At 70.5% G+C, this 23,675-nt stretch carries 21 protein-coding genes; 5 read left to right on the top strand and 16 right to left on the bottom strand.

The features are described 5' to 3' along the window. Positions 1–13: 13 nt before the first annotated feature. The 10 genes from MFF13_RS10620 to MFF13_RS10575 all read right to left on the bottom strand — a co-directional run bounded on the left by MFF13_RS10620 (position 14) and on the right by MFF13_RS10575 (position 10,755). The gene (locus MFF13_RS10620; protein ID WP_147754032.1) at positions 14–1,066 is read right to left on the bottom strand and encodes a lysylphosphatidylglycerol synthase domain-containing protein; all 1,053 of its coding nucleotides are present in this window, start codon (positions 1,064–1,066) and stop codon (positions 14–16) included. A 182-nt stretch (positions 1,067–1,248) separates the two neighbouring features. After that, entirely contained in the window at positions 1,249–1,908 is a 660-nt protein-coding gene (locus MFF13_RS10615; protein WP_147828438.1) for a uracil-DNA glycosylase, read from the bottom strand. Continuing rightward, a complete protein-coding gene (locus tag MFF13_RS10610; protein WP_147828437.1) occupies positions 1,895–2,653 on the bottom strand; it encodes a PIG-L deacetylase family protein in 759 nt (252 codons plus the stop codon). The genes MFF13_RS10615 and MFF13_RS10610 overlap by 14 nt, the downstream gene beginning before the upstream one ends. A gap of 4 nt (positions 2,654–2,657) precedes the next feature. Next, the gene (locus MFF13_RS10605; protein WP_238272157.1) at positions 2,658–3,893 is read right to left on the bottom strand and encodes a glycosyltransferase family 4 protein; all 1,236 of its coding nucleotides are present in this window, start codon (positions 3,891–3,893) and stop codon (positions 2,658–2,660) included. Next, positions 3,890–4,756 carry a sugar phosphate isomerase/epimerase family protein gene (locus tag MFF13_RS10600; protein WP_147828435.1) on the bottom strand — a complete coding sequence of 289 codons (867 nt, stop codon included), beginning with the start codon at positions 4,754–4,756 and terminating at the stop codon, positions 3,890–3,892. Before MFF13_RS10600 ends, MFF13_RS10605 begins: the two co-directional genes overlap by 4 nt. Beyond that, complete coding sequence (locus MFF13_RS10595) at positions 4,753–6,342, bottom strand: YcaO-like family protein (RefSeq protein ID WP_238272156.1); 1,590 nt, start codon at positions 6,340–6,342, stop codon at positions 4,753–4,755. Before MFF13_RS10595 ends, MFF13_RS10600 begins: the two co-directional genes overlap by 4 nt. Then, entirely contained in the window at positions 6,339–7,361 is a 1,023-nt protein-coding gene (locus MFF13_RS10590; RefSeq protein ID WP_238272155.1) for a Gfo/Idh/MocA family protein, read from the bottom strand. Before MFF13_RS10590 ends, MFF13_RS10595 begins: the two co-directional genes overlap by 4 nt. Then, on the bottom strand, positions 7,361–8,545 hold the full coding sequence (locus tag MFF13_RS10585) for a class I SAM-dependent methyltransferase (protein WP_238272154.1): 1,185 nt from the start codon (positions 8,543–8,545) through the stop codon (positions 7,361–7,363). Before MFF13_RS10585 ends, MFF13_RS10590 begins: the two co-directional genes overlap by 1 nt. 84 nt (positions 8,546–8,629) lie before the next feature. Next, the gene (locus tag MFF13_RS10580; RefSeq protein ID WP_147753964.1) at positions 8,630–9,562 is read right to left on the bottom strand and encodes an HD domain-containing protein; all 933 of its coding nucleotides are present in this window, start codon (positions 9,560–9,562) and stop codon (positions 8,630–8,632) included. Next, a complete protein-coding gene (locus tag MFF13_RS10575) occupies positions 9,562–10,755 on the bottom strand; it encodes an inositol-3-phosphate synthase (protein ID WP_147762261.1) in 1,194 nt (397 codons plus the stop codon). Before MFF13_RS10575 ends, MFF13_RS10580 begins: the two co-directional genes overlap by 1 nt. Positions 10,756–11,068: 313 nt before the next feature. Here MFF13_RS10575 and MFF13_RS10570 point away from each other — a divergent pair, with 313 nt between their 5' ends. Next, positions 11,069–12,235: a transglycosylase SLT domain-containing protein gene (locus MFF13_RS10570; RefSeq protein ID WP_147828431.1), complete on the top strand. Its 1,167-nt coding sequence runs from the start codon at positions 11,069–11,071 to the stop codon at positions 12,233–12,235. Positions 12,236–12,239: 4 nt separating this feature from the next. Here MFF13_RS10570 and MFF13_RS10565 read toward each other — a convergent pair whose 3' ends face one another. The 4 genes from MFF13_RS10565 to MFF13_RS10550 form a co-directional block, all read right to left on the bottom strand. Further along, positions 12,240–12,770: an ankyrin repeat domain-containing protein gene (locus tag MFF13_RS10565; protein ID WP_238272153.1), complete on the bottom strand. Its 531-nt coding sequence runs from the start codon at positions 12,768–12,770 to the stop codon at positions 12,240–12,242. Positions 12,771–12,851: 81 nt separating this feature from the next. Further along, positions 12,852–13,577 (bottom strand): di-trans,poly-cis-decaprenylcistransferase, encoded by a 726-nt coding sequence (locus tag MFF13_RS10560; protein WP_238272152.1) that lies wholly within the window; start codon positions 13,575–13,577, stop codon positions 12,852–12,854. Positions 13,578–13,640: 63 nt separating this feature from the next. Then, a complete protein-coding gene (locus MFF13_RS10555; RefSeq protein ID WP_147762265.1) occupies positions 13,641–14,015 on the bottom strand; it encodes a transcriptional regulator in 375 nt (124 codons plus the stop codon). After that, a complete protein-coding gene (locus tag MFF13_RS10550; RefSeq protein ID WP_147762266.1) occupies positions 14,002–14,616 on the bottom strand; it encodes a hypothetical protein in 615 nt (204 codons plus the stop codon). Before MFF13_RS10550 ends, MFF13_RS10555 begins: the two co-directional genes overlap by 14 nt. A gap of 304 nt (positions 14,617–14,920) precedes the next feature. Between MFF13_RS10550 and MFF13_RS10545 the strand changes: the two genes are divergently transcribed. Together MFF13_RS10545 and MFF13_RS10540 are read left to right on the top strand one after the other, a co-directional pair. Then, positions 14,921–15,058: a hypothetical protein gene (locus MFF13_RS10545; protein WP_187273601.1), complete on the top strand. Its 138-nt coding sequence runs from the start codon at positions 14,921–14,923 to the stop codon at positions 15,056–15,058. Between the two features lie 95 nt (positions 15,059–15,153). Beyond that, positions 15,154–15,357, top strand: coding sequence for a hypothetical protein (locus MFF13_RS10540; protein ID WP_147753348.1), 204 nt, complete (start codon positions 15,154–15,156; stop codon positions 15,355–15,357). 2 nt (positions 15,358–15,359) lie between these two features. On the opposite strand, the gene scpA is transcribed toward MFF13_RS10540, so the two are convergent. Both scpA and MFF13_RS10530 read right to left on the bottom strand, forming a co-directional pair. Next, a complete protein-coding gene (gene scpA, locus MFF13_RS10535) occupies positions 15,360–17,525 on the bottom strand; it encodes a methylmalonyl-CoA mutase (protein ID WP_147753349.1) in 2,166 nt (721 codons plus the stop codon). Positions 17,526–17,685: 160 nt separating this feature from the next. Beyond that, complete coding sequence (locus MFF13_RS10530) at positions 17,686–21,105, bottom strand: acyl-[ACP]--phospholipid O-acyltransferase (RefSeq protein ID WP_238272151.1); 3,420 nt, start codon at positions 21,103–21,105, stop codon at positions 17,686–17,688. 223 nt (positions 21,106–21,328) lie between these two features. Here MFF13_RS10530 and MFF13_RS10525 point away from each other — a divergent pair, with 223 nt between their 5' ends. Together MFF13_RS10525 and MFF13_RS10520 are read left to right on the top strand one after the other, a co-directional pair. After that, positions 21,329–21,943 carry a TetR/AcrR family transcriptional regulator gene (locus MFF13_RS10525; RefSeq protein ID WP_147828426.1) on the top strand — a complete coding sequence of 205 codons (615 nt, stop codon included), beginning with the start codon at positions 21,329–21,331 and terminating at the stop codon, positions 21,941–21,943. A 60-nt stretch (positions 21,944–22,003) separates the two neighbouring features. Beyond that, on the top strand, positions 22,004–23,635 hold the full coding sequence (locus MFF13_RS10520) for an alpha-D-glucose phosphate-specific phosphoglucomutase (RefSeq protein WP_238272150.1): 1,632 nt from the start codon (positions 22,004–22,006) through the stop codon (positions 23,633–23,635). Positions 23,636–23,675 lie beyond the last annotated feature (40 nt).

Below are 23,675 nucleotides of genomic sequence, written 5' to 3'. Positions count from 1 at the left end.
GGGCCGCCGCGGATCACGGGTCTCCGCGCGAACGGCCCGCCCGTTTCACGATCTCGTAGGCGCCGAGCATCGCCAGCGCGGTGACGAAGGGGACGACGTAGTAGCAGATCCGGAACAGCAGCAGCGAGCCGAGCACCTGCTCCCGCGGCAGGCTCGACAACGCGAGCAGGATCGTCGCCTCGAACACGCCGAGGCCGCCGGGCGCGTTCGAAGCGATGCCGAGCATCGCGGCAAGCACGTAGATCGCGAGGAAGGTGGTGAAGCCGATCGCGAGGCCGGCCGGCATCAGCACGTAGAGGACGGCCGCCGCCGCGCAGACGTCGCCGATGCCGACCACCATCTGCCCGAGGGAGACCGATGCGCCCGGCAGCTCCAGGCGCCATTGCCGGATGGTGACGTGCCGGCGCTTGGCCGAGACCCAGGCGAGATAGCCGAGTACCAGCGCCAGCGCGAACAGCCCGACGCCCTGGTTGATCCGGATCGAGGTGAAGGCGAGGCCGGCGAGCTGGCTCGCCTCGATGATCAGGCTTAAGCCCAGCACGACGCCCATGCCGAGCCAAAAGGTGAAGCCCGCGATCACCGTCAGCGCCGCGATCTTCGCAGCCGTGAGCCCCTGGCGCGAGTAGATCCAGTAGCGGATCGTGCCCGCCGTCAGCAGCGGGAACCCGAGGGTGAAGCTCACCGCGTAGCTCGTGAACGAGGCGAGCGCCGTGATCCGGTAGGGCACCGTCACCCGCAGCTGCCGGAGCGCCAGGGCATCGTAGCCGGTGAGGAAGAGGTAGCTCACGAAGACGAACAGGAAGGCGAGGCCGAGCTGGTCGGAACTCGCGTCGACGAAGGCCTTGCGCAGGTCCGCCCAGGTGACGGTCTGGACGAGCTTCCACAGGACGCCGAGCGAGACGGCGAACAGGATGATGCTGGCGGCGGTGCCGAGCCACGCGTAGCGGCTGCGCGAGCGCTTGCTCGCGGCGCCCTCGGCCGCGGTCGTTGCGTCGGGCAAGGTCGTCCCGGTGGGATCCCGCTCGGCATGATCGCGCGTTCCGCGATGTTGGTCGTGGACGTTCATTCCGATCGGCGTCCGCCTCCGCCGGATATCCCGCCCGGCCGGCGAGCGGGCCGCGGGTTCGATGCCGGATGTTTCGGGCCGTTGCCCGTTGCCCCGCATGTAGGACCATCGGCGCTCCAAGGCCAGCGACGCGCGTTCGGCGATCCAGGTTCAGCCACCTGTGGCCGGCGACCGCGATGGTCTCATCCGGGCGCTGCCCCGCCGCTTCTCGCCGCGCCGCATGTCCGCAGGATGACGCCGGCCTGCCTGAGCCCGGCGCGGATGCGCGAGGCCACCTCCGGCGCGGTGCAGACGTAGGTCGGGCTCGGATGCGGGATCATGAGCACCGGGAGGTCCGGCCGCAGTGCAGCGATCGTGTCGCCGGCCATGCCGGCGACGCGGCCCGCGAGCACGACGACGGCGAGGTCGGGCAGCAGCGCGATGAGCGGAGCGAGGCATGGCGCGGCCGCCTTGATCTCCGAGCGGCGCGGCGCCCGGTTCAGCGCGCCCTCGGCATGGATCACGAAGGGGATCGCGTTCCAGATCAGCGTGTCGACGCGGGCGATGTCCGCCTCCGCCAGGAAGCGGAACAGGTTGGCCGCGGTCCCGGTCGGGTTGTCCCGCGAGACGAATCCGGTGCGCCCGATCGCCGGCCCCGGAGTCTCCAGCAGGAGCAGTAGGCGCGCGCGGACGCCGCCGTCGAGGGGGTCCGGATCGGGCGCGGGCGCGCCGAACTCCGCGGCGATCCGGGCCGCCAGCACGCGCAGCGGCGCGACGTGGGCGCCGTCGCGGAGCGTGCGCCGCGCCGCCAGCGCCTCCGGGTCGGCGAGGCTCTTGGGCGTCGCCGGCTCAGGCGGCCGCATCGAACCCGGGGCAGTCGTCGGGCAGGATGCCCTCGACCGCGAAGCGCTCGCGCCCGGCCTCCGCGCCGAGGCGCTTCACCAGCCCGGCCAGGCCGCCGAACTGGAAGCCGAGTTGCGACGCGTAGGCCGCGCAAGCCTCGGCCTTGGCCGCCTGCGCGCCCGCGTCGAGGACGATTTCGCGGACCGGCAACCCGGCGAAGGCGCTGGAGAGCGGGGCCTTCGGCACCGCCTGGCGCACGGTGTAGGGGAAGTCGCGCCACCACAGCATCGGGCGATCCAGCGCGATCCTGCGCAAGGCCGCGACCACCTGCAGGTGATCGACGTGGCCGCCGATCGCTTGCGGCGCGAGGATCAAATCCGGCGCGGTCTCCGCGATCAGCGCCCCGAAGGCCGGGGCCAGGTGTTCGACGACCGCGTCGTCGGCCCGGACCTCGGCGAAGAGCTCCGGTGCCGAGCCGTAGCCGCGGTGGGGGGCCTCGCGGAACGGCAGGTGGCGCACCTCGACCCCGAGGTGGGCCGCCGCCGCCGCGTCCTCGGCGCGGCGCAGGCGCATGTAGTCCACCGACGCGTCGAGCCCCTTGTCGAGTTGGCAGGCGAGCGCGAACCCGGCGGGTTCCGCGACGCTCTGGGTGAACACCGTCGCCATCACCACGCGCCAGCCGGACGCGGCCAGCGTCGCCAGCGTCCCGCCGCAGGAGAATGCGGCGTCGTCGAGGTGGGGCGAGAGGGCAAGCGCTGTGGGCATCGGTCTAAAGCAGGTGCGGCTCGGCCCGGAACCGGCAGCTTGGATCATGCGGGAGCGTGTTCGAGAAGCCCGTCGCCGGCGTATCGCGGACGATGTCGCCGTAGACCGCCATGATCTGCCGGCCGACTGCCGTCCACGAATAGACCCGGCGGCATTCCTCCAGACCGGCCCCGGCGAGACGGCGGCGCAAGGCGGCGTCGGTGACGATCCGCGTCAGCGACTCGGCGAGCGCCGGCACGTCGCCCGGCATCGTCAGCAGGCCGTTCTCCCCGTCACGCAGGCAGTCCGAGACGCCGACCGCGTGGCAGGAGACGACGGCGAGGCCCGCTGCCATCGCCTCGAGGATCGTGTTGGAGAAGCCTTCCGCATAGGTCGGCGATACGAACACGTCGGCCTGTGCGTAGAGGGCCGGCACGGCGTCGTAGTCGGCGTAGCCGGTGAAGCGGATCTCGTGTTCCCCGAAGTCGAGTTCGGCCGACAGGGCCTGAGATGAATCCACGTCGGGGCCGATGCCGGAGATCGTGGCGGCGAACGGTGTACCCTGCTCGCGCAGGATCGCCAGGGCCCGGATGAAGTCGAGCACGCCTTTCCGGCGGTCGACGCGGCCGTGATAGAACAGGCGGATCGGACCGTCATGCGGCGCAGGCAAGCCGTCGCCGCCTCGAGTGAAACGAGCGGTGTCGACCGCGCCGGGCACGATGGTGAAGCGCGCCGGATCGGACCCCAGCCGCTCGCAAACCTCGTCCACGAACGAGGCGCCGCCGATCAGCAGGGCGTTGGCGTGGGCCAGCACCTCGCACATCGCGACGCGGTGGGTCTCGCAGCACGACCCGACCCAGTGCCCGTCGCCGCCCTGGATCGAGACCACGTTCGGAACGCCGAGCGCCTTGGAGGCCAGGAGCACGGCCCAGCCGGTCGGGTAGCCGTACTGCGCGTGCAGCACGTCGAAGGGTTTGGCCGCGTGCTCGGCGCGGATCGTCGCGACCATCATGTCGATGTCGCGCTCGAAGTCTCCGTCCGTCTGCTCGCCGACCTGTTCGAGGCCGATCACCCGCACGCCCGGGACCGGTGGCGGCGGGCCGCCGCCGTAGACGCGGGTGCCGAAGGCGTCGCCGCGATACTGCGAGATCATCGTCACGTCGTGGCCGGCCTGGACCAGCTCCCGCAACAGGTTCTGCGCGTAGACGCTCATGCCGGAAATCGCCGGGAAGTAGCGCCGGCTGACGAAGCAGATCCTCATTGCCGCCGGGTCTCCTGGTCGTCCGGGAGGGCCGGCCCGTCGCGCCGGCAGCTGCGGAGGTAGTCGAGGGAGGCCGGGATCATCGCGTCGGCGCGGTGGCTCTCGCGCGACAGCTCCACGCAGATCAGCCGGTCGAAGCAGATCGCCTCCAGGGCGTCGAGGATGCCGGGCACGTCCATGTCGCCCTCGCCGAAGGGCAGGTGGATGTGCTCGCCCCGCTTCATGTCTTCGATCGCCACCGTGCCGACGCGGCCGGCGAACTCGTGGACGGCCGCCGCCGGGTCCCGCTCGCCGGTGACGAGGCAGTGGCCGGTGTCTAGCGCGAGCCGCAGGCCCTCGACCTTGAGCGCAGCGAAGTCGTCCAGCGTCTCGATCAGCATGCCCGGCTCGGGCTCGAGGCAGGGCACGACGCCCTTCACGGCGGCGTAGGCGACCACTTCGGTCAAGCCGTCGACGAGCCAGCCCCGCGCTTCGGCTGGGTCGATTCCGGGTTTCGGCACGCCGGCCCAGAACGAGACCGCCTCGGAGTTCAGCATCGCGCCGATGTCGATCGCGCGCTTGAGGAAGCCGATGCGGCGCGCGCGCGCCGTGGCGTCGGCGGTAACCAGCGTCGGCTCGTGCTTGGCGCGCGGGTCGAGGAGGAAGCGGGCGCCGGTCTCGATCACCGAGCCGAGCTCCAGCTTTTCCAGGCGGCTCGCCACCCGGCCGGCTTCCGTTGCCCACCCCTCGGCGAACGGGTCGAGGTGGTGGATGTCGAGCGTCAGCGCGACGCCATCGTAGCCGGCGCCCTTGATCAGGTCGATCGCATCGTCGAGGCGGTGGTTGGCCGCGCCGTTGGTGTTGTAGGCGAAGCGCAAGCTCATGCGGCCCTCCCCTGCTGCTCCAGGCGGAACGGGGCGTGGTGCGATTCCGGTTCGCGGTAGAGCGGATAGTGGCTGCCTACGATCGATTCCGCCAAGGCGGTGTCGAACAGCGGCTGGCCGCCGAACCGGTCCAGCGCCTCCGGCGTCAGGCGAACCGGCAGCAGGGTCTCGCTCGGCGTGCCGAACTTGATCAACGGGTGGTCGCGCTCGATCAGCTTGCGCGCGTTGCGCTCGCCGATGCGGTAGTAGCTCATGGTCTCGACTTCGAGCCCCGGCACGATCGCCTTGACCACGCCGACGGCGCCGCCCGCGGGCGAGCAGTCCACGTAGAGGATGTCGAACCCGGCCTGCTCCAGGCGTTCGCAGGCGATCTCTCCGCGGGCGTGGCCGTCGGCGGCCGGGGTCGTCGGCAGGTCGGTGAACGCCTTCGTCGCGCGCTCGGAATAGACCGTGTCCTTCAGGACGTCGCGCAGGCCCTCGGGCGGCAGCACGATCCATTCCAGCATCGCCTTCAGGGCGCGGCTCTCCTCCAGGTCGAGGCTCGGCAGCGCCTTCTCGATGAAGGCGCCGACGTAGCCCGGCGGCGTCACACGCTCGGCGAAGGCCAGCGGTCCGTGGCCGAAGGCCTTGCGCACGCGGGCGGCCTGGAACTCCAGCAGCGCCTTGCGCAGCGCCCGCTCGCGGTCCGGGTCGCAGGCCTCGCCGCAGGCCGACAACGCGATCGGTACGGGCGTGTCGGCGGGGTTCTTGTCGTAGCCGACGACGTAGAGGTTGGTCAGCCCGAACTGGTCGGTGGCGAACTTCGGCAGCACCCGGATGCCGAGGGCGTCGAGGCGGTCGAGCATCGCCTGCGTCTCAGGACCCAGGCCCTGCGAGACGTCGAGCATCACGCCCTGGTCGAGCGCCCGGAACAGCAGGCCATTGCCGTCGCGCTGAAGCAGTTCCAATACGCCGTGGCCGAGGGCGAACGGCACGTCCGGGCCGGCGCCGAGCCCGTTGGTGATCAGGTTGGTGAAGGGCTTGTAGCCCTCCGACAGCTCGAAATAGTCGGTGGCCGCGATGTCGAGCGGCATCAGCACGATCTCGCCGGTCTTGGCCCGCGTGGCGGCGGTCCATTCCATCACCGTGCCGCGCCCGACCGGCGAGCCGGCCGGAAGGCAAAGGGTCAGCGGGTCGGCGACCGAACCGGCGCCGTAGACCCGCACGAGGTCGTCGTAGCTCGCGCGCTCCTTCTTGCGCGGCATCACCGCGAGCGACGGCATCAGGTTCTCGGCGATCTCGGCCACCGCGCCGATCAGCGCTTCGTCGTCGGTGGCGCCGTAGCCGATGCCGGAGGGCATCGCACCGACGAAGAACGGGTCGTCGAGGAACAGCGAGACGAACCACACCGGGATGCCGGTGCGGTCGAGGGGCGCCAGAGGAAAGCCGACGATCCGCCCGGGCGGCAGGATGTCGAGATAGGCCCGCACCGGCTCCGGCAGGTTCTGGGGCAGGCCCTCGATCTTGCGCGGACCGCCGAAGCCGTAGGGACGCGGCGCCTTGATGCGCGGATCGCGGGCCCGGGTGTCCTGGTCGTTCTCGGTCACGTGTTCGATCCGTCTGCTTGTGACGCGGCGCCATAGGCCCGCGCGATCAGCCGCATGGTGTGGAGGTCGCGCGCCGCCGAGTAGGCGTCCCGTTCTGCGGGCCGCCTGAGCGCCGAGCCGAAGGCCCGCACCTGCTCGGTGAAGGGCGACGCCTCGGCGCCGAAGGCGACGGGCTCCGAGCGGCCGGTGGCCCCGTCGGTGAAGGACACGGTGCCGCCGGCGGTCTGCCCCATCGTGTCGATCGCGGTGAGCAGGCCCTTGGTGCCGACCACTTCCAGGCGGCGGCGCGGCAGCGCGTCGGGGCAGTTGTAGGCGACGTTGAGGCTCGCCAGCACGCCGTCCGCCGTCCGGCCGATCAGCAGCGCGCCGTCGTCGACCGCGTAATCCTGCGCACGGATCTGCGTGAGGGCCGTGATGTCCACCAGGGACTCGCCGAGGAGGTAGTCGACGAGGTCGATCCCGTGCGGCGCCAGGTCCATCAACGCGCCGCCGCCGGCTTGGGCAGGGTCGATCCGCCAGTTGTCCTGGCCGGGACAGGCGGCCCAGTCGCGCCCGAGCCAGCAGGCGTAGACGATGCGGATCGCCGTCACCGTGCCGAGCTGGCCTCGCGCGATCCGGTCGCGCATGGCGCGATGGCCGGGATGATGGCGCTGGTCGAACGCCGTGCCGTAGAACGCGCCCCCACGCCCGACCGCCTCGGCCATCGCCTCGGCGTCGCGCAAGGTCGCCGCCATCGGCTTCTCGCACAGGATCGCCTTGCCGGATGCCGACAACGCCTCGACCGCCTGGCGGTGGAGGTGGTTCGGCGTCGCCACGTACACTGCTTCGACCTCCGCGTCGGCGATGAGGCGGTCCAAGCTGTCGTAGGCGCGCGCGCCCTCCGCTTCGGCGGCGGCGCGCGAGGCTGCGCCCGGATCGCACACCGCGACGAGCCGGTGGTCGGCCCCGCGGATGCCCGGCGCCATGTAGTCGCGGGCGACCCAGCCGTAGCCGACGATGCCCCAGCGGACCGCATCCATCACCAGCGCTCCGGCAGATCGACGAATTCGCGGCTGCGCACCCGTCCGACCTCCGGCGCCGCGACGCCGCCGGCGAAGACCAGGCCTTCGGGACCGTCCGACCGCAACGGGTAGGTGACGGACCGGGCGTATTCCGCCTCGTAGCGTTCCGACGGCCAGGCGATGCGGTATGCCCCCGCCGCGTCGCGGCGATAGAGCGGGTTGAGGACGAGGTCCGCGCCGGCCTTCGGCAGCGTCAGCCCGTCGATCACCGAGCGCGGAGCCGGCCGCATGCCGGGGCCGGCGACCACGGAGAAGGCCTCGCAGCCGCGGAGCTCCGACGGCGCCCGCGGGCTCGGCGCCCGCGCCGCGGCGAGCGCCGCGGTCAGCTCGTCGTCGTCGTAGACGAGGGCGTCGGGGAACAGCTCCGCGATCTCGTCGGCCGAGACCGCGCGGCCGGCCGAGAAGCCGGGCCTGTCGCTGTTGTGGATATGGCTGAGCGCGAGCCAGCCGTCGTCGCCGGCGTTCTGGCGCAGGTTGTCGAGCAGCGTCGCCTTGTCGTCGAGGAAGTAGAACGCGTCGTTGCAGACGACGAGGTCCACCGGCGCGCCGGGGATCGGCCAATGCTCCGAGCCGGCGTCGAAGCAGACGAGCTGCGCACCGGGCCCGACCACCCAATGCCGGGCGACCCAGAGTTTTGCGAAGACCACGTCGGCCCCCGCCACCTTGCAGCCGCGCTGCTTCAGGGTCCGCAGGTAGTGACCGATGCCGCAGGCGAACTCGAAGACGCAGATCGGATCGTTCCAATGCGCTTCGAGCAGGGCGAGCCCGGCGAGATAGGTCGGGTCGCTCCAGCGATGCAGGAAGTAGTCGCCGACGCGGCCCCAGCCGAGCAGGCGGACGGCATCGCGCAACGTCGCCGTCGCGCGGCCGGCGATCAGCTCGGCGAGCTCGGCCGGGTCGGCCAGCGGGCCGGTCCACCAGTCGTCCTGGTCGGCGAGCAGCAGCGCGAGCGCGGCGTCTGCCTCCTTGGCGTCGAGGTGGACGAGGGCGCGGGCGACAAGGTCGGCGCGGCCGATGCGAAGGTACGGGATGCCGTCGATCACCGGCCAGCGCTCGTTCGCCTCGGCATCGCGCAGGGAATGCGCGCTGTCGGGCTTCAAGGCGTTGCCGGTCGTTGGCGACCGCAGGTCGAAGGGGATCATCGCAACTCTGATGCCGCCTGCGCGGTCATGGCGGGGACGTCATGCGGAGCCCTCACGACGGGGCACTTCCACACGACGTGAGACTTACGGGATGCGCATATCCACGAGCACGCGGTCGTGGAACCCTTTGACCGGGCCGGCGTGGACAAGCTCCATGTCGCCCAGCACCGTCTGCATGGTGAGGGAGGCCGCCTGCAGGTGCTGCGCGATCTGCAGGACGCGATCGACGCAGTCGGCGGCGTGGAAGGCGCGGCCTTCCGCCGTCGCGTCGTCCGGCAAGACGGCGCGGGCGCGCTCTACCGTCTCGCGAAGCGGGCCGTCGAACTCGTCCAACGCCCACTGCGTCGTCCGCGCCATGATCGGCCCGAGATGGTCGCCGAGCAGCATCTCGCCGGTGAAGCCTGCGTCGGGCATCGCGGCGTTGTGGAAGTGATGCGCCATCGCCGCGAGGAACACGGTCGCCGGGTCCGCCCGGTAGAACGGGCTCAGCACGACGCCGTAGACCGCGACGAGGAGGCAGTGCTCGGCGTGGTTCTCCGGCGGCTCGAGCAGGATCCGGGCGCGTCCAGGGCAGGTGACACCCGCTCGCGGCTGCCGCGCCAGGGCCGTGACGAAGCCCGGCACCGGGCCCGGCCGATGCGCGACGCGGCGCGAGAGCCTGCCCCGCAGCGTCTCGCGCAGGCCGGGATCTAGGTTCGACGTGACGCTGTCGAACCCGTCCACCAGCACGCCGGACACCGCCTCTTCGGACAGGCCGGCGGAGGCGAGGAATGCGGCGTCGAGGTCGCACAGGCGGGTGGCGGCGAGCGCCGTGGCGGTGATGTCGAGGGCGACGTCTTCCGCGGAGGCACCCCCGGTCAGCGCACTCCAGCCCTGCGCGAACAAGCGCTCGGCGATGGAGCCGACGCGCCCGGCGGACCGGACGCGCTTGAGGTCGTTCATTTCGACGAACAGGTCGCGAAGCTCGGCCGGCGCGGCAGGCCCGGACGCGCCGTTCACCGGAACGCCGTCCGACATCAGCGGTCGCCGTCCAGCCAATCGAGCAGCATCTTGCCCTGCTTGCCGAAGTCGTGCTCCGGGCCGTGCCCGTTCTTGACCATCGGCGCCTTGAAGAAGGTCGAGAGCTGCTCCTGCACGCCGCCATCGCCGCGCTTCTTGGCGAGGTCGAGGACGCGGGCGATCTCGATGACGAGCGGCGCCGCCAGGATCGAGTCCTTGCACAGGAAGTTGACCTTCACCTGCATGCGCTGGCCCATGAAGCCGGTGATGTCGATGTTGTCCCAGGCTTCCTTGTCGTCGCCGCGCGGGCGGTAATAGTGGATGTGGACCAGATGATCCTCGACTGGGTAGCCGAGGATGGAGTCGAGCACCGTGCCCTTGGTGTTGAGCTTCGATTGGAGCGAGGCCGGGTCATTGAGGGCGAGGCCGTCGCGGTTGCCGAGGATGTTGGTCGAGAACCATCCGTCGACGTGGAGGGCGCGGGCCTTGAAGGCCGGCGCCAGCACCGTCTTCATCATGGTCTGGCCGGTCTTGCCGTCCTTGCCGGCCACCGGCACGTTCATCTCGGTGGCGAGCGAGAGCAGCGCCGGCACGTCGGCGGCGATGCTCGGGGTGAAGTTGGCGTAGGGCACGCCACTCTTGATCGCCGCGTAGGCGTAGAGCATCGCCGGCGAGATGTGCTCGTCGCTGGCGTCGAGGCCCTTCTCGAACGCCTCGGTCGAGTTCAGCACGGCGGCGGTGAGGTCGGGCCAGCGCTCGGTGGAGGCGAGGTTCACGACCACCACCTCGTCGAGGTTGCTCTCCTGCTTGAAGCGGCGCAGGTCGGCGGCGATGATCGACACCGCCTCGCGGTGGTCGGCGGCGACGATGCGGTTGGCGCCGTCGATGTTCTTGCAGAACTTCGCGCTGCCCACCGCCGGCCAGGGCTGGATGCCTTTGAGAACCTGGGCGCCGTTCTCGATGTCCTGCTTGGTGAGCACGCCGTGCCCCTGCGCGGCGGAGGCGAGGTCGTCGCCGTTGAGGTCCCATCCAGCGAAGACGAGATCCTTGTAGTCGGCCATTCCGGCCACCGAGACGCCGGCGAGAGGCAGCCCGTCGAGGCGGTTCGATCCGGACTTGATCATCTCGATGCCGGCGATGGCGGTGGTGGCGACTGCGCCACCCATGCCGACAAACGCAACGCCGACGCGACGACCGGTCTGCATGCTCATGGGGAGAAAATTCCTTAAACGCTTCGGACGCAGAGCTTCGAACGGGCCGAGGCGGACCGCCCTGCGTGGCCCTAGCTAACTGGCGCTCGGGGGCAACGTTCCAAGCCCGAATGCGACATCTTGGTGCCAACCTACGGCTGAATGGCACCCGAACGACTGGTTAAGAAACCGTGAAACGTCAGCGTTAACGGCTCCTTAAGCGCGCCACGGTTGGATCACCGAGCCGTCCCATTCTGGTCACGGCATCCGGCGATAGAGCCGCCGCTCGATCGAAGCCCGGCCCATGAACGCCGCGGCACGAAAAGGACCAGCAATGGGGGTTTTCCCGGAGCCGGCGCGTTGCGCCGACGACGTGAGCCGACTCGTGCCCAACGGGTCGAATTGTGAAGATGATACCGTGGCTTGGCTGCCGCGGTCCGCCTGCGGGACGCAGCGGAACGACGCCAAATTCCGCCGCCCTTCGCCGTTGCGCCGCCGCACCGCGGCCATGGGGCTGGCCGCCCTGCTCGCCGGCTTCGCCCTGCCGCAGACTGCCTTCGCCCCGGCCGCCTTGGCCCACGACCGGATCGACCAGAGCCCGCGTGCCGCGACCGAACTTGCGAGGGCCGAGCCCTCCGACAACCCTGCCGCGTGGAGCGGCGTTCCGGTCGTCGAGCAGGAGCCGGCCACCAGCGCGCTGATCGCCGGCGATCTCGCTGCCCTGCCCCGGCCCTCGCCCGAGACCGACGACACGATCCGGTTCGGCAAGGTCGGCGTGCCGCGCCGGATCGTCGACACGATCCTGAAGGCCGCCTCGGCCTCCGGCGTCGACCCGGTCTACCTGATGGCTTTGGCCGACAAGGAGTCGAGCTTCTCGACCGACGTGAAGGCGCAGACCTCGTCCGCCGAAGGCCTGTTCCAGTTCGTCACCGCCACCTGGCTCGAAATGATCCGCGACTTCGGCGCCCGCTACGGGCTGGACGCCGAGGCGGCCGCAGTGAAGGGGCGCGGCTCCGCGATCACCGTGGCCGCGCCGATGCGCGAGCGGGTGCTGTCGCTCCGCAAGGACCCCTATGTCGCCGCCTTGATGGCGGCCGAGCTGATCAAGCGCGACCGCGGGCGGATAGAGGCCCGCGTCGGCCGGGTGCTGACCACCTCGGAGCTGTACTTCGCGCATTTCCTCGGCACGTCGAGCGCCGGGCGCTTCCTCACCATGAACGTCGATCGCCCGGACGAGGTCGCCGAGCGCGAGTTCCGCAACGCGGCCCGGGCCAACCGGGCGCTGTTCACCCAGAAGGCCGACAAGGCCGCCGGCAAGGCCCGCCGCCATCTCACGGTGGCCGAGGTCTACGACCGGATCGACGGCATGATCGACCGGCGCCTGTCTCGCTACGAAGGTGTCACCGCCATCGCGCCCACGGTCGAGACGGCCGAGCCCGTGCAGGAGAAGCCGGCCCAGCGCGTCCAGGTCACCGAAGCGCTGCCGCCCGACGGCGAATGATCCCTTAGACGCCGGGCCGCCGCGCGTTCGCGAGCTGCGCCGGGGTGTTCTGCGCGCCCATCGCCTGCGCCATGTCGGCGGCCGACTGGCCGGCGGCGTCGCGCCGACCTGGGTCGGCGCCGTGGGCGAGCAGAAGCGCGACGATCTCGGTACGGTCGAACATCGCAGCGGTCATCAGGGCCGTGCGGCTGCCGTCGCCGGTGCCGTCCACGGCGGCGCCATGCAGCAGCAGCAGCGTGGCGATCGCGATGTCGCCCTTGAAGGCGGCGCCGGTGAGCGGCGTCTGGCCGCGGTCGTTGGCGAGTTCCGGGTCGCCGCCCGCCTCCAGGATGACGCGGGCGGTCTCGGCCTGGCCGTTATAGGCCGCCAGCATCAGCAGGCTGTCGCCCTTGTCGTTGCGGATGTTGGCCGGAAGGCCCTGCCCGAACAGCTCCGCCAACTCCGCGGCATGACCCATCCGCGCGTACTGGAACAGGCGGCCGGCGAACGCGACGGTCTCGTCGTCGAGGGCGGGCGGGGGTGCGTCAGCGGACATGCAACGATCTTCGAGCCTGGGTGGCGACACCGCCGATCTGGCGCCGACCCCCCGGCCTGTCCAGTGCGATCCGGGCCGGTCTCAGGCCGCGGCGGAGACCTTCGGGTTGGTCAGGCCGCCGAAGCGGCGGTCGCGGCGGGTGAACTCGGCCATCGCGGCGGCGAGGTCGTCCTCGCCGAAATCGGGCCACATCTGCTCGGTGAAGTGGAGCTCGGCGTAGGCCGCCTCCCAGAGCATGAAATCGGACAGACGCTTCTCGCCGCCGGTGCGGATCAGCAGGTCGACGTCGACCGGCGAGCCGTGCATCGCGCCGGCGACCTCGGCCCCGAACGCCGCGCGCGACGTCGGCTCTCCGGCGAGCCGCACGGCGGCGGCGAGGATCGCGTCGCGGGCGGAATAGTCGACGGCGATGCGCAGGTGGAGCTTGCGACCCTCGGCGGTCGCGGCCTCGGCCCGCTCGATCGCCTCGGGCAGGCCGGCCGGCAGCCGGTCGCGGCGGCCGACGACGCTGAGGCGGGTGCCCGTGCGGGCGAGCCGCGCCGTCTCGTTGCGCAGGTAGACGCGCAGCAGCCGCATCAAGCCGCCGACCTCGTCGGCCGGGCGCTGCCAGTTATCGCTGGAGAAGGCGTAGAGGGTCAGCGTGCCGATCCCGAGCCCTGGGCAGGCCTCGGCCGTGCGCCGGATCGCCTCGACGCCGGTGCGGTGGCCGGCGGCGCGCGGCAGCCCGCGACGGGTCGCCCAGCGGCCGTTGCCGTCCATGATGATCGCCGCGTGGAGGCCCGGCCTGGGGTCGGATGGGCTTTGCATCGTGTGAAGGCTCCGGACGGGAAGCGGCGTGGCAGGCGGAGGCGCAAAAGGGGCGTTCGGCGGTCAGGCCGGGTTGGCATCGAGCCGGCCGGAATCCGGCGCGCGGGCGGCCTTGGCCGCGTCGCGCACCACCTGTTCCAGCACCGCGAGATAATCGAGGAAGCGCGTCCGCCCCGCCGGGGTCAGCCGGCACAGGGTCTGCGGCCGGTTGTGGGCGTGGCCCTTCTCCAGGCTGACCAAGTCGGCCTCCTGCAGCACCGCGAGGTGCCGGCTGAGGTTGCCGTCGGTGAGCCCGCACAGGCGCTTGAGGTCGGGGAACGGAAGGCCCTTCGGGTGGCCGACCAACGAGGTCAGCACGCTCAGCCGCGCCTTCTCGTGGATCACCCGATCGAGCCCTTCGTAGGAGAAGCGGCCGTCGGCCCGGTCAGAGGTCGCCATCGCCGCCTCCCGCGTTCGACATGACGAGGGCGAGCCAGCCCTGCCCGACCGCGAAGGGCAGCCCCATCAGCCAGGGCGAGAGCGCCCGTGTTTCGCTGGCGATCGCCAGCACCGTCAGGCCGGCTAGGAGATACCACGCGCCGGCCCCCTGCACGGCGCGGGGCAGGATCCGCGCCGAGGCGAACAGGCCGAGCCCGACCAGAACCTGCCACAGGCCGGGCAGCATCCAGATCTCGTCGGGGGCGAAGCGCGCGATCACCACGGCGAGGCAGGCGCCCGCGCCCGCGGCCGGGAGGAACCCTTCGATCGCGTTCCAGACCATGGCGTCGGCCAGGCCCGAATGCAGTCGGCGCGAGCGCCGCACGGTCTCGATGCCGATCAGCCCGCCCGCGGCGCAGGCAGTGGCGATCCACAGGCCGAAGAACAGCAGCGGCCGCGCGCTCGGATCGCCGAGCCAGAGCGCCTGCCCGCAGGCGGTGGCGAGCGCCAGCACCCCGGTGGCGGCCAGGGCCGCCGAGCCGAGGCCGCGAAACGCGGTGTCCCGCGCGATCTGCGAGCGGATCGCGACGATGTCCGCCAGGGCCTTGTCGAGGTCGTGCATGAGGCTCTCCGGACCGGATCATGCTTTGCAATGCAAAGTAACCCGAGCCTGCGAATCCGGCAAGCGATTTGTTGCAACCTGCGGTTTAATACGCTGCCGGGTGGCTGTGCTCCGACGCGGGTACGCATTGCCGGGGCGCATCACTTTGCGGATCGTTTCATCCCTCCAACGACGTGCTTCGCCAGCGAATTTCCGACCGTCCCGATGTATCCGTGTGCATCACGAAAGCGCGCAAGAAGTCTTTTGTCGGCGCGCACACCCAAAACCGTGCCATCATCACCGCGAACGCAAACGGGAGAACGTGATGGCGACCGAGAACAAGCGCGGAAACCGCGAGACGAAAAAGCCGAAGAAGGCGGTTTCCAAGACGATTGCTGCGGCGCCCTCGACCAAGGACATGGTCAGCGCCGCGATCAAGACCGCCGGCAAGAAGACGAAGTAGCGCGGCGCAGGCCCAAGACCCGCCACCGGGATAGCGCCGGTGGAAAAGGTGCCGGCGTTGTCATCCCGCTAACCGACGGCATGCCACCACGGGGCATGCTCGATCGCATCTGGACGACGGCCAAGGCGGTATTCGGGGTAGCCCTGCTCGTGGTCTGCGCGCTGCTGGCCGCGCAAAAGCTCGACCGTGAGCGGGCCGAGCAATCCGCCCAGGCCCTGTTCCGCGCCGGCGGCCCCGAGGCCACCGGCTCGATCACCCCGGCCGCGCCGGCCCTGCCGACGCGGACGCCGTCGGAGTAGCCTTACTCGGCGGCCTGTTGCGCGACGTAGCCGAGCCGGCCGTTCAGCTCCTCGATCAGCTTGACCGCGGCTTCCGCGATCACCGTGCCCGGCGGGAAGATCGCCGAGGCGCCGGCCGCGTAGAGCGCGTCGTAGTCGCCGGGCGGGATCACGCCGCCGATCACGATCATCACGTCGCCGCGGCCCTGCTCGGTGAGCGCCGCCTTCAGCTCCGGCACCAGCGTCAGGTGGCCGGCGGCGAGCGACGACACGCCGACGATGTGCACGTCGTTCTCCACCGCCTGCCGCGCGGCCTCGGCCGGCGTGGCGAAGAGCGGCCCGATATCCACGTCGAAGCCGAGGTCGGCGAAGGCCGAAGCGATCACCTTCTGGCCGCGGTCGTGCCCGTCCTGACCCATTTTGGCGACGAGGATGCGCGGGCGGCGCCCGTCGTTCTCCTCGAAGGCCTCGACCAGCCCACGCACCTGCTCGACCGCTGGCGACATACCACCCACCTCCCGCTTGTATACGCCCGAGATCGACCGGATCTCGGCGCGGTGCCGGCCCCAGGCTTTCTCCAGCGCATCGGAGATCTCGCCCACCGTCGCCTTGGCGCGCGCCGCCTCGACGGCGAGCTCGAGCAGGTTGCCCTCCCCTTCCGCCGCCTTGGTGAGGGCCGCGAGCCGCGCGTCGACGTCGGCCTGGTTCCGCTCGGAGCGCAGGCGCTTGAGCTTGTCGATCTGCAGCGTGCGCACGTTGCCGTTATCGACGCGCATCAGCTCGATCTTCATCTCGTCGTCGGGCTTGAACTTGTTGATGCCGACGATGGTCTGGCGGCCCGAATCGATCCGCGCCTGGGCGCGCGCCGCCGCCTCCTCGATCCTGAGCTTCGGGATGCCGGCCTCGATCGCCTTGGCCATGCCGCCGAGCTCCTCGACCTCGCGCAGGTGCTCCCAGGCGCGCGCGACGATGTCGGCGGTGAGCTTCTCGACGTAGTAAGAGCCGCCCCACGGATCGACGATGCGCGTGGTGCCGCTCTCCTGCTGCAAGAACAGCTGGGTGTTGCGGGCGATGCGGGCCGAGAAGTCGGTCGGCAGCGCCAGCGCCTCGTCGAGCGCGTTGGTGTGGAGCGATTGCGTGCCGCCCTGCGTCGCCGCCATCGCCTCGATGCAGGTGCGGGTGACGTTGTTGAACACGTCCTGCGCGGTCAGCGACCAGCCCGAGGTCTGCGAGTGGGTGCGCAGCGGCAGCGACTTCTCGCTCTTGGGCTCGAACTCCTTGACGAGCTTAGCCCAGATCAGGCGCGCGGCCCGCATCTTGGCGATCTCCATGAAGTAGTTCGTCGAGATCGCCCAGAAGAACGACAGCCGCGGGGCGAACTGGTCGATCGTCAGGCCGGCGGCCAGACCCGCCTTGATGTACTCGACGCCGTCGGCCAGCGTGTAGGCGAGCTCGAGGTCGTTGGTCGCGCCGGCTTCCTGCATGTGGTAGCCGGAGATCGAGATCGAGTTGAATTTCGGCATGTTCTTCGAGGTGTAGGCGAAGATGTCCGAGATGATCCGCATCGATCCCTTCGGGGGATAGATGTAGGTGTTGCGGACCATGAACTCCTTGAGGATGTCGTTCTGGATCGTACCGGCGAGCTTCTCCGGCGGCACGCCCTGCTCTTCCGCGGCGACGATGTAGAGCGCGAGGATCGGCAGCACCGCGCCGTTCATCGTCATCGACACGGTCATCTCGTCGAGCGGGATGCCGGAGAACAGCGTGCGCATGTCGTAGATCGAATCGATCGCGACGCCCGCCATGCCGACGTCGCCAGACACCCGCGGGTGGTCGGAATCGTAGCCGCGATGGGTCGCGAGGTCGAAGGCAACCGACAGGCCCTTCTGCCCGGCGGCGAGGTTGCGCCGGTAGAACGCGTTCGAATCCTCGGCCGTAGAGAACCCCGCATACTGACGGATCGTCCAAGGCTGGGTGACGTACATCGTCGGATACGGCCCGCGCAGATAGGGCGCGACGCCGGGATAGGTGTCGACGAACTCGAGCCCCGCCCGGTCCTCCGGCCCGTAATGGGTCTTCACCGGGATGCCCTCGGGGGTCATCCAAGGCTCCCCCGACGGCGGCGGCGGCACGGCGACGGCGTCCGCGCCCCAGGCGATCTCGGCGAAGTTCGGGATGCGGGAGGTCATGGGCGGTCTTCTCGATCGGGGCCGGGCTTTTCGCCATTATAGGCGAGACGCGATCGGAGGCGACAGCCCTCTTCGTTGCTATGGTTCAGCCATATGAGTCTGGGGCGCTTCTTCCCTCCCCCACAGAGGGGGAAGGAAAGAAGCGGTAACTCTCAGGTGATCAAGCCGCGGTCGCCTCCTGCCCGCCCGCGCGATCCCGCGCGAGCTTGGTCACCGCCACCTGATCGACCTTGCCGGTGCCGAGCATCGGGATCGCGTCGATCACCACCACCTCCGCCGGGATCGCGAGGTCGGGGGCGCCGCGGCCCTTGGCGAAGGCTTGGTAGGCGGCCCGGGTCGCGTCCTTGGCTTGCGTGAACAACACCATCCGCTCACCCTTGCGCGCGTCGGGCACCGCGGCCACCGCGCTCGGGCTGTCGGGCCAGAGGTCGGCGGCGGTGGCCTCGATGCCGGCGAGCGAGATCATCTCGCCGGCGATCTTCGCGAAGCGCTTGGCGCGGCCCTTGATCGCGACGAAGCCCTGCGCGTCGATCGCGACGATGTCGCCGGTGTCGTGCCAGCCGTCCACTGGGGCCTCCAGCACGCCGGGGTTCTCGGCGCGGAGATACCCGAGCATGATGTTGCGACCGCGCACCACGAGGCGGCCGCCCTCGTCGATGCCGGTGACCGGGTCGAGGCGGTGCTCCATGCCCGGCACCAGCCGGCCGACGGTGCCGAAGCGGTTGAACATCGGCGTGTTGACCGCGACCACCGGGCCGCATTCGGTGACGCCGTAGCCTTCGAGGATGCGCAGGCCGAACTTCTCCGCGTAGGTGCGGCGGGTCGTATCCTTCACCGGCTCGGCGCCGGCCACGACGTAGCGCAGCGAACGCAGGTCGTAGGCATGCGCCACCTTGGCGTAGCCAGTGAGGAAGGTGTCGGTGCCGAACAGGACCGTCGCGTTCGAGCCGTAGACCAGCTCCGGCACGATCCGGTAGTGCAGCGGCGACGGGTAGAGGTAGACCGGCACGCCCGAGACCAGCGGCAGCACCAGGGCCGAGGTCAGCCCGAAGGCGTGGAAGATCGGCAGCACGTTGAACACCTTGTCGGACGGTCCGAAATCGATCCGGGCGGCGACCTGGGCGACGTTCGCGAGCATGCCCCGGTTGGCCACCATCACGCCCTTCGGCGTTCCCTCCGAGCCCGAGGTGAACAGGATCGCGGCCGCATCCTCGCCGGTGCGCGCGACGAGCGGCTTTCGGGCCGCGAGAAGGCCGCGGATCTTGTCGCCCGCCGTAACGGTGGCGCGCACCTCCTCCAGGTAGACCAGCTCGACCTTGTCCTTGATCGCCTCGACGAGCGGGCCGAGGCGGCCCTTCTCGATGAAGGCACGGGAGGTGAGGATCTTCGTCACCTCCGCCGCCTTGCACGCCGACAGGATGTTGGCGGCGCCGGCGGAGAAGTTGATCATCGCCGGCACCCGGCCGGCCGAGGCCAGCGCGAAGAACGTCACCGCGGCGCCGTTGGCGTTCGGCAGCATCAGCCCGATGGCTTTGCCCTCCGAGACCATCGGCATCAGCTTGCGGGCGAGGATGTTGGCGCCCATCACCAGGCGCGAATAGGTCATCTTGCCCGAAACCGGGTCCTCCAAAGCCGTCCGGCGCCAGCCGAAGCGCTCGCCGGCCGCGATCAGTGCCGTCATCACGCTGCGGTCGATGTCGGTGGTGTCGAAGACCAACTCGGACATGATGCCGTAGAGCCCCGCGCCCGCAGCCTGTCGCCGGGCCTTGCCTTTGAGGCTTGCGTCGACGGCGAGCTTGACCGGCGGCATCACCGTGACGACGACCTTGGGCCACCAGCGCCGTCTAACCTGGTCGCGTGACAGCCGCGAGAACACGGTCCGCTCCAAGCCCTCGATGCGGACGGGGACGACCATCGCTCCGGACTTGTCGGCGATCAGCCCCGCGCCGTCGTAGACCTTCATCAGGCTGCCGGTGACGGTGAGACGCCCCTCGGGGAAGATGATCAGCGTCTCGCCGCCCTTCACCGCGTTGATCAGCTGGCGGGTGGCGAGCGGGCGCGTCGGGTCGAGCGGCATCGCCTTGGTGACCCGCAGGAACGGCTTCACCCACCAGCGCTGCGCGATGCCGTGGTCGACGGCGAAGACCGGCTCCTGGGCGAGCAGCGACAGGGCGAGCGGCGCGTCGAGGAACGAGACGTGGTTGAGGGCGACGATGCAGTTCGCCCCGGCCTTCTCGACGTTGTCGAGGCCGCGGACCTCGAGCCGGTAGAACGCCCGGAACAGGATCGAGAGGAAGTCGCGGAACGGGCTCGTCTCCAGGGTGGCGAGGACGATCACTGCGACGACGAGGTTGAGCACGGCCACGAGAGCCAGCAGCGTCGCGCTGGAGAGCCCGGCGCCCTGGAGGGCTGCCAGCGCCAGCGTGCCGCCGACCATGAAGGCCGCCGTCATCACGTTGACGGCGCCGATGATGCGGGCGCGCTTGTCCTTGTCGGTCCAGGCCTGCACCGCGGCGAACGACGGCACGATGTAGAGGCCGCCGGCCATGGCCAGCCCGAGGAAGTCGACCGCGACCCGCAGGCCCGAGCCGGTGCGCAGGAAGTCGGCGGCGCCGACCATCGCGCCGGTCTCCGGCGCGTGGTGGGCCACCGTCCAGGCGAGGTCGAGGCCGAACAGGCCCATCAGCAGCGCGCCGACGGGGGTCGGCAACAGCACGATCCGCCCGCTGCACAGCCACGAGGCGACGCCGGAACCGAGCGCGATGCCGACCGAGAATACGGCGAGCAGCAGCGTCACCACCGTCTCGGAGCCGTTGAAGTCGTGGCGGACCAGAAGCGGCAGCAGCGACAGCACGACGACGCCGACGAGCCAGAACCAGCTGACGATCACCGAGCCGCGCCACAGGCGGCGGTCGCCCCACAGATCGCGCAGCAACGCCACGGTCGAGCGGGCGACGTTGCGGTCGACGTGCAGGTCGGGGGCGCCCTCGCCGGTCGCCGGGATGGCGCGGGCGGCGAGCCAGCACAGCACGGCGAAGGCCATGATCAGGCCACCGAAGACGAGGTGCGAGCCGCCCATGGCGCTGGCGAAGCCCGCCGCGATCGTGCCGAGCAGGATCGCGAGGAAGGTCGCGGCCTCGACGAGCGCGTTGCCGGCCGGCAGCTCCTCACGCTTCAGATGATCGGGGAGGATTCCGTACTTGATCGGCCCGAACAGCGCCGCGATGGTCCCGAACAGCCCGAGCGCCACGAACAGGATCGGCACCGAGGCGAGGAAGAAGCCGAGCACGGCGGTGCCGGCGGCGAAGATCTCCGCGAACTTCAGGCGCTTGGCGATGACCGCCTTGTCGTAGCGGTCGGCGAGCTCTCCGCCCAAGCCCGACAGGATGAAGAACGGGCCGATGAACACGGCGCTGGCCAACGTCACCAGGATGCCGGCGTCGGACTCGCCTGCCTGGTTGACCTTGAACAGGATCAGGAAGGCGAGCGCGTTCTTGAGGAAGTTGTCGTTGAACGCCGAAAAGAACTGGCACCAAAACAGCGGCGCGAAACGCCGGGCGGTCATCAGCGAACGGAACATGGCGGTCTCCCCGGCTGGGCCATGACTGGCTCAACCCGTGCGGTCGCGTCAAATCCCGGTCCTGCGTGGGCTGGGGACCCAAGTCCGCCGCGCCCCACCACCGCAATTTGAACAACGTGCAAACTATGCAGTCTGCGGCTGCGCGCAAGCTTGTTCTTGCACGCCGTGCAATCTATCACTCGATCCCGTGCGCGACCGCACGAGACACTACCGGGGCCATAGCGTGAAGACCGTTAAGAAGTGCGCCGCCGGGCCGCGCGGCGACCTCGACCGGGCCGGCTTCGTCGCGCTGGTCTGCGCGGCCGCCGAGGGCATCGTCCGGGACCAGGGCGTGCGCGCCCTTGGGATGCGGCCGCTCGCGACCGCCATCGGCTACGCGCCGAACTCGATCTACAACGCGGTCGGCGACCTCGACGCGGTGCTGCTTCGGGTGAACGCCCGCACCTTCGGCCGTCTGAAGGCCGCCCTCGAATCCGCCATCGATCCCGAGGCGTCGCCGCGGGCGAACGCGGCGGCCCTGGCCGAGGCCTACCTCGGCTTCGTCGCCGCGGACCCGGCGGTCTGGAGCCTCGTCTCCGACCATGCGCCCGCGCGCGGCGCCGCGGTGCCGGACTGGTACTGGGAGGCGCTGGCGGGCGCCACCGATCTCGTCGACGCGACGCTGAAGCCGCTGCTTCCCGCCGCCGACGAGCGCGCCCGGGCGGTCGCCGCCCTGTGGGCCTCGCTCCACGGGCTCGCCTCGCTCTCCACCTCGGGCAAGCTCGGGGCGCTGACGGACGCGGCGCCCATCGACCTCGCCCGGATGCTCGTGGCCCGCTTCCTCGCGCCGGACGCCTGATTGACCGCTCCCGCGAAACCGGGTTGTTGGGCGGAAAGTCCCTGAGAGATCGAGCGAACCATGGTCCTGAAACGCGTGCCGACGACGCCGTTCTCCGATCAGAAACCCGGCACGTCGGGGTTGCGCAAGAAGGTCACGCACTTCCGGCAAGCCCATTACGTCGAGACTTTCGTCCAGGCGATCGTCCAGTCCGTCCCCGGCCGCGAGGGCGCGACCCTGGTCCTCGGCGGCGACGGCCGCTTCTTCAACCGCGCTGTGGTGCAGACCACCCTGAAGATCGCCGCCGCCAACGGGTTCGGGCGGGTGCTCGTCGGCCGGGGTGGCCTGCTCTCGACGCCGGCCGCCTCCTGCGTCATCCGTAAGCACGGGGCGATCGGCGGCATCATCCTCTCGGCGAGCCACAATCCCGGCGGCCCGGACGGCGATTTCGGCATCAAGTTCAACACTGCCAACGGCGGCCCGGCGCCCGAGGGCGTCACCGAGGCGATCTTCGAGGCCACGAAGACCCTGACGGAATACCGCATCGCCGACGTGCCCGACCTCGACCTCGACCAGGTCGGGACGACGCGGATCGGCGACATGGTCGTGGAGGTGATCGACCCGGTCGCCGACTACGCCGCGCTGATGGCCGCGCTGATCGACTTCGACGCGATCCGCCGCCTGTTCGCCTCCGGCTTCCGCATGCGCTTCGACGCGATGAGCGCGGTGACCGGCCCCTACGCCCACGCGATCCTCGAAGGCATGCTCGGCGCGGCCCCCGGCACGGTGGTCAACGGCGAGCCGAAGGAGGATTTCGGCGGGCACCATCCGGACCCGAACCCGGTCCACGCCCACGACCTCTACGACCTGATGCTCGGTGCCGACGCGCCGGATTTCGGCGCCGCCTCGGACGGCGACGGCGACCGCAACATGATCGTCGCGCCGGGCCTGTTCGTGACGCCCAGCGACAGCCTCGCGATCCTTTCCGCGCACGCGACCTCGGCACCGGGCTACGCCGGGGGGCTTGCCGGCATCGCCCGCTCGATGCCGACCAGCCGCGCCGCCGACCGGGTCGCCGCGGCGCTGGGGATCGGCGTCTACGAGACGCCCACCGGCTGGAAGTTCTTCGGCACCCTGCTCGATGCCGGCCTGATCACCCTCTGCGGCGAGGAGAGCGCCGGCACGGGCTCGAACCACGTCCGCGAGAAGGACGGGCTCTGGGCGGTGCTGCTCTGGCTCAACATCCTGGCGGTGACGGGTAAGCGTGCCGACGCCATCGTGCGCGAGCACTGGGCGCGCTTCGGGCGCGACTACTACACCCGCCACGATTACGAGGAGATCGCCTCCGACGCCGCCAACCGCCTGATGGACGGCCTGCGCGAAAAGCTCGCCGCCCTTCCGGGACGGCGGATCGGCGACTTCACGGTCTCGGCGGCGGACGACTTCCGCTACGTCGACCCGGTAGACGGCTCGGTGAGCGAGCGCCAGGGCGTCCGCGTGACCTTCGCGGAGGATGCCCGCATCGTCTACCGCCTGTCCGGCACCGGCACGGCGGGCGCGACGCTGCGCGTCTACATCGAGCGCTACGAGGCCGCGCCGGACCGGCTCGAGCGTCCGGTGGCGGAGATGCTGGCCCCCCTGGTCGCCGTCGCCGGCGAACTCGCCGAGATCGCGGCGCTCACCGGCCGGGCCGAGCCGAGCGTGGTGACCTGAGGGGACCGCCCCCGACGGCGCAAACTACTGGTTGTCAGGC

Source organism: Methylobacterium cerastii (assembly GCF_022179125.1).
Lineage (GTDB): Bacteria > Pseudomonadota > Alphaproteobacteria > Rhizobiales > Beijerinckiaceae > Methylobacterium > Methylobacterium cerastii.
The sequence above is the reverse complement of the archived record's forward strand: the minus strand, read 5'-3'. Positions and strand labels throughout refer to the sequence as shown.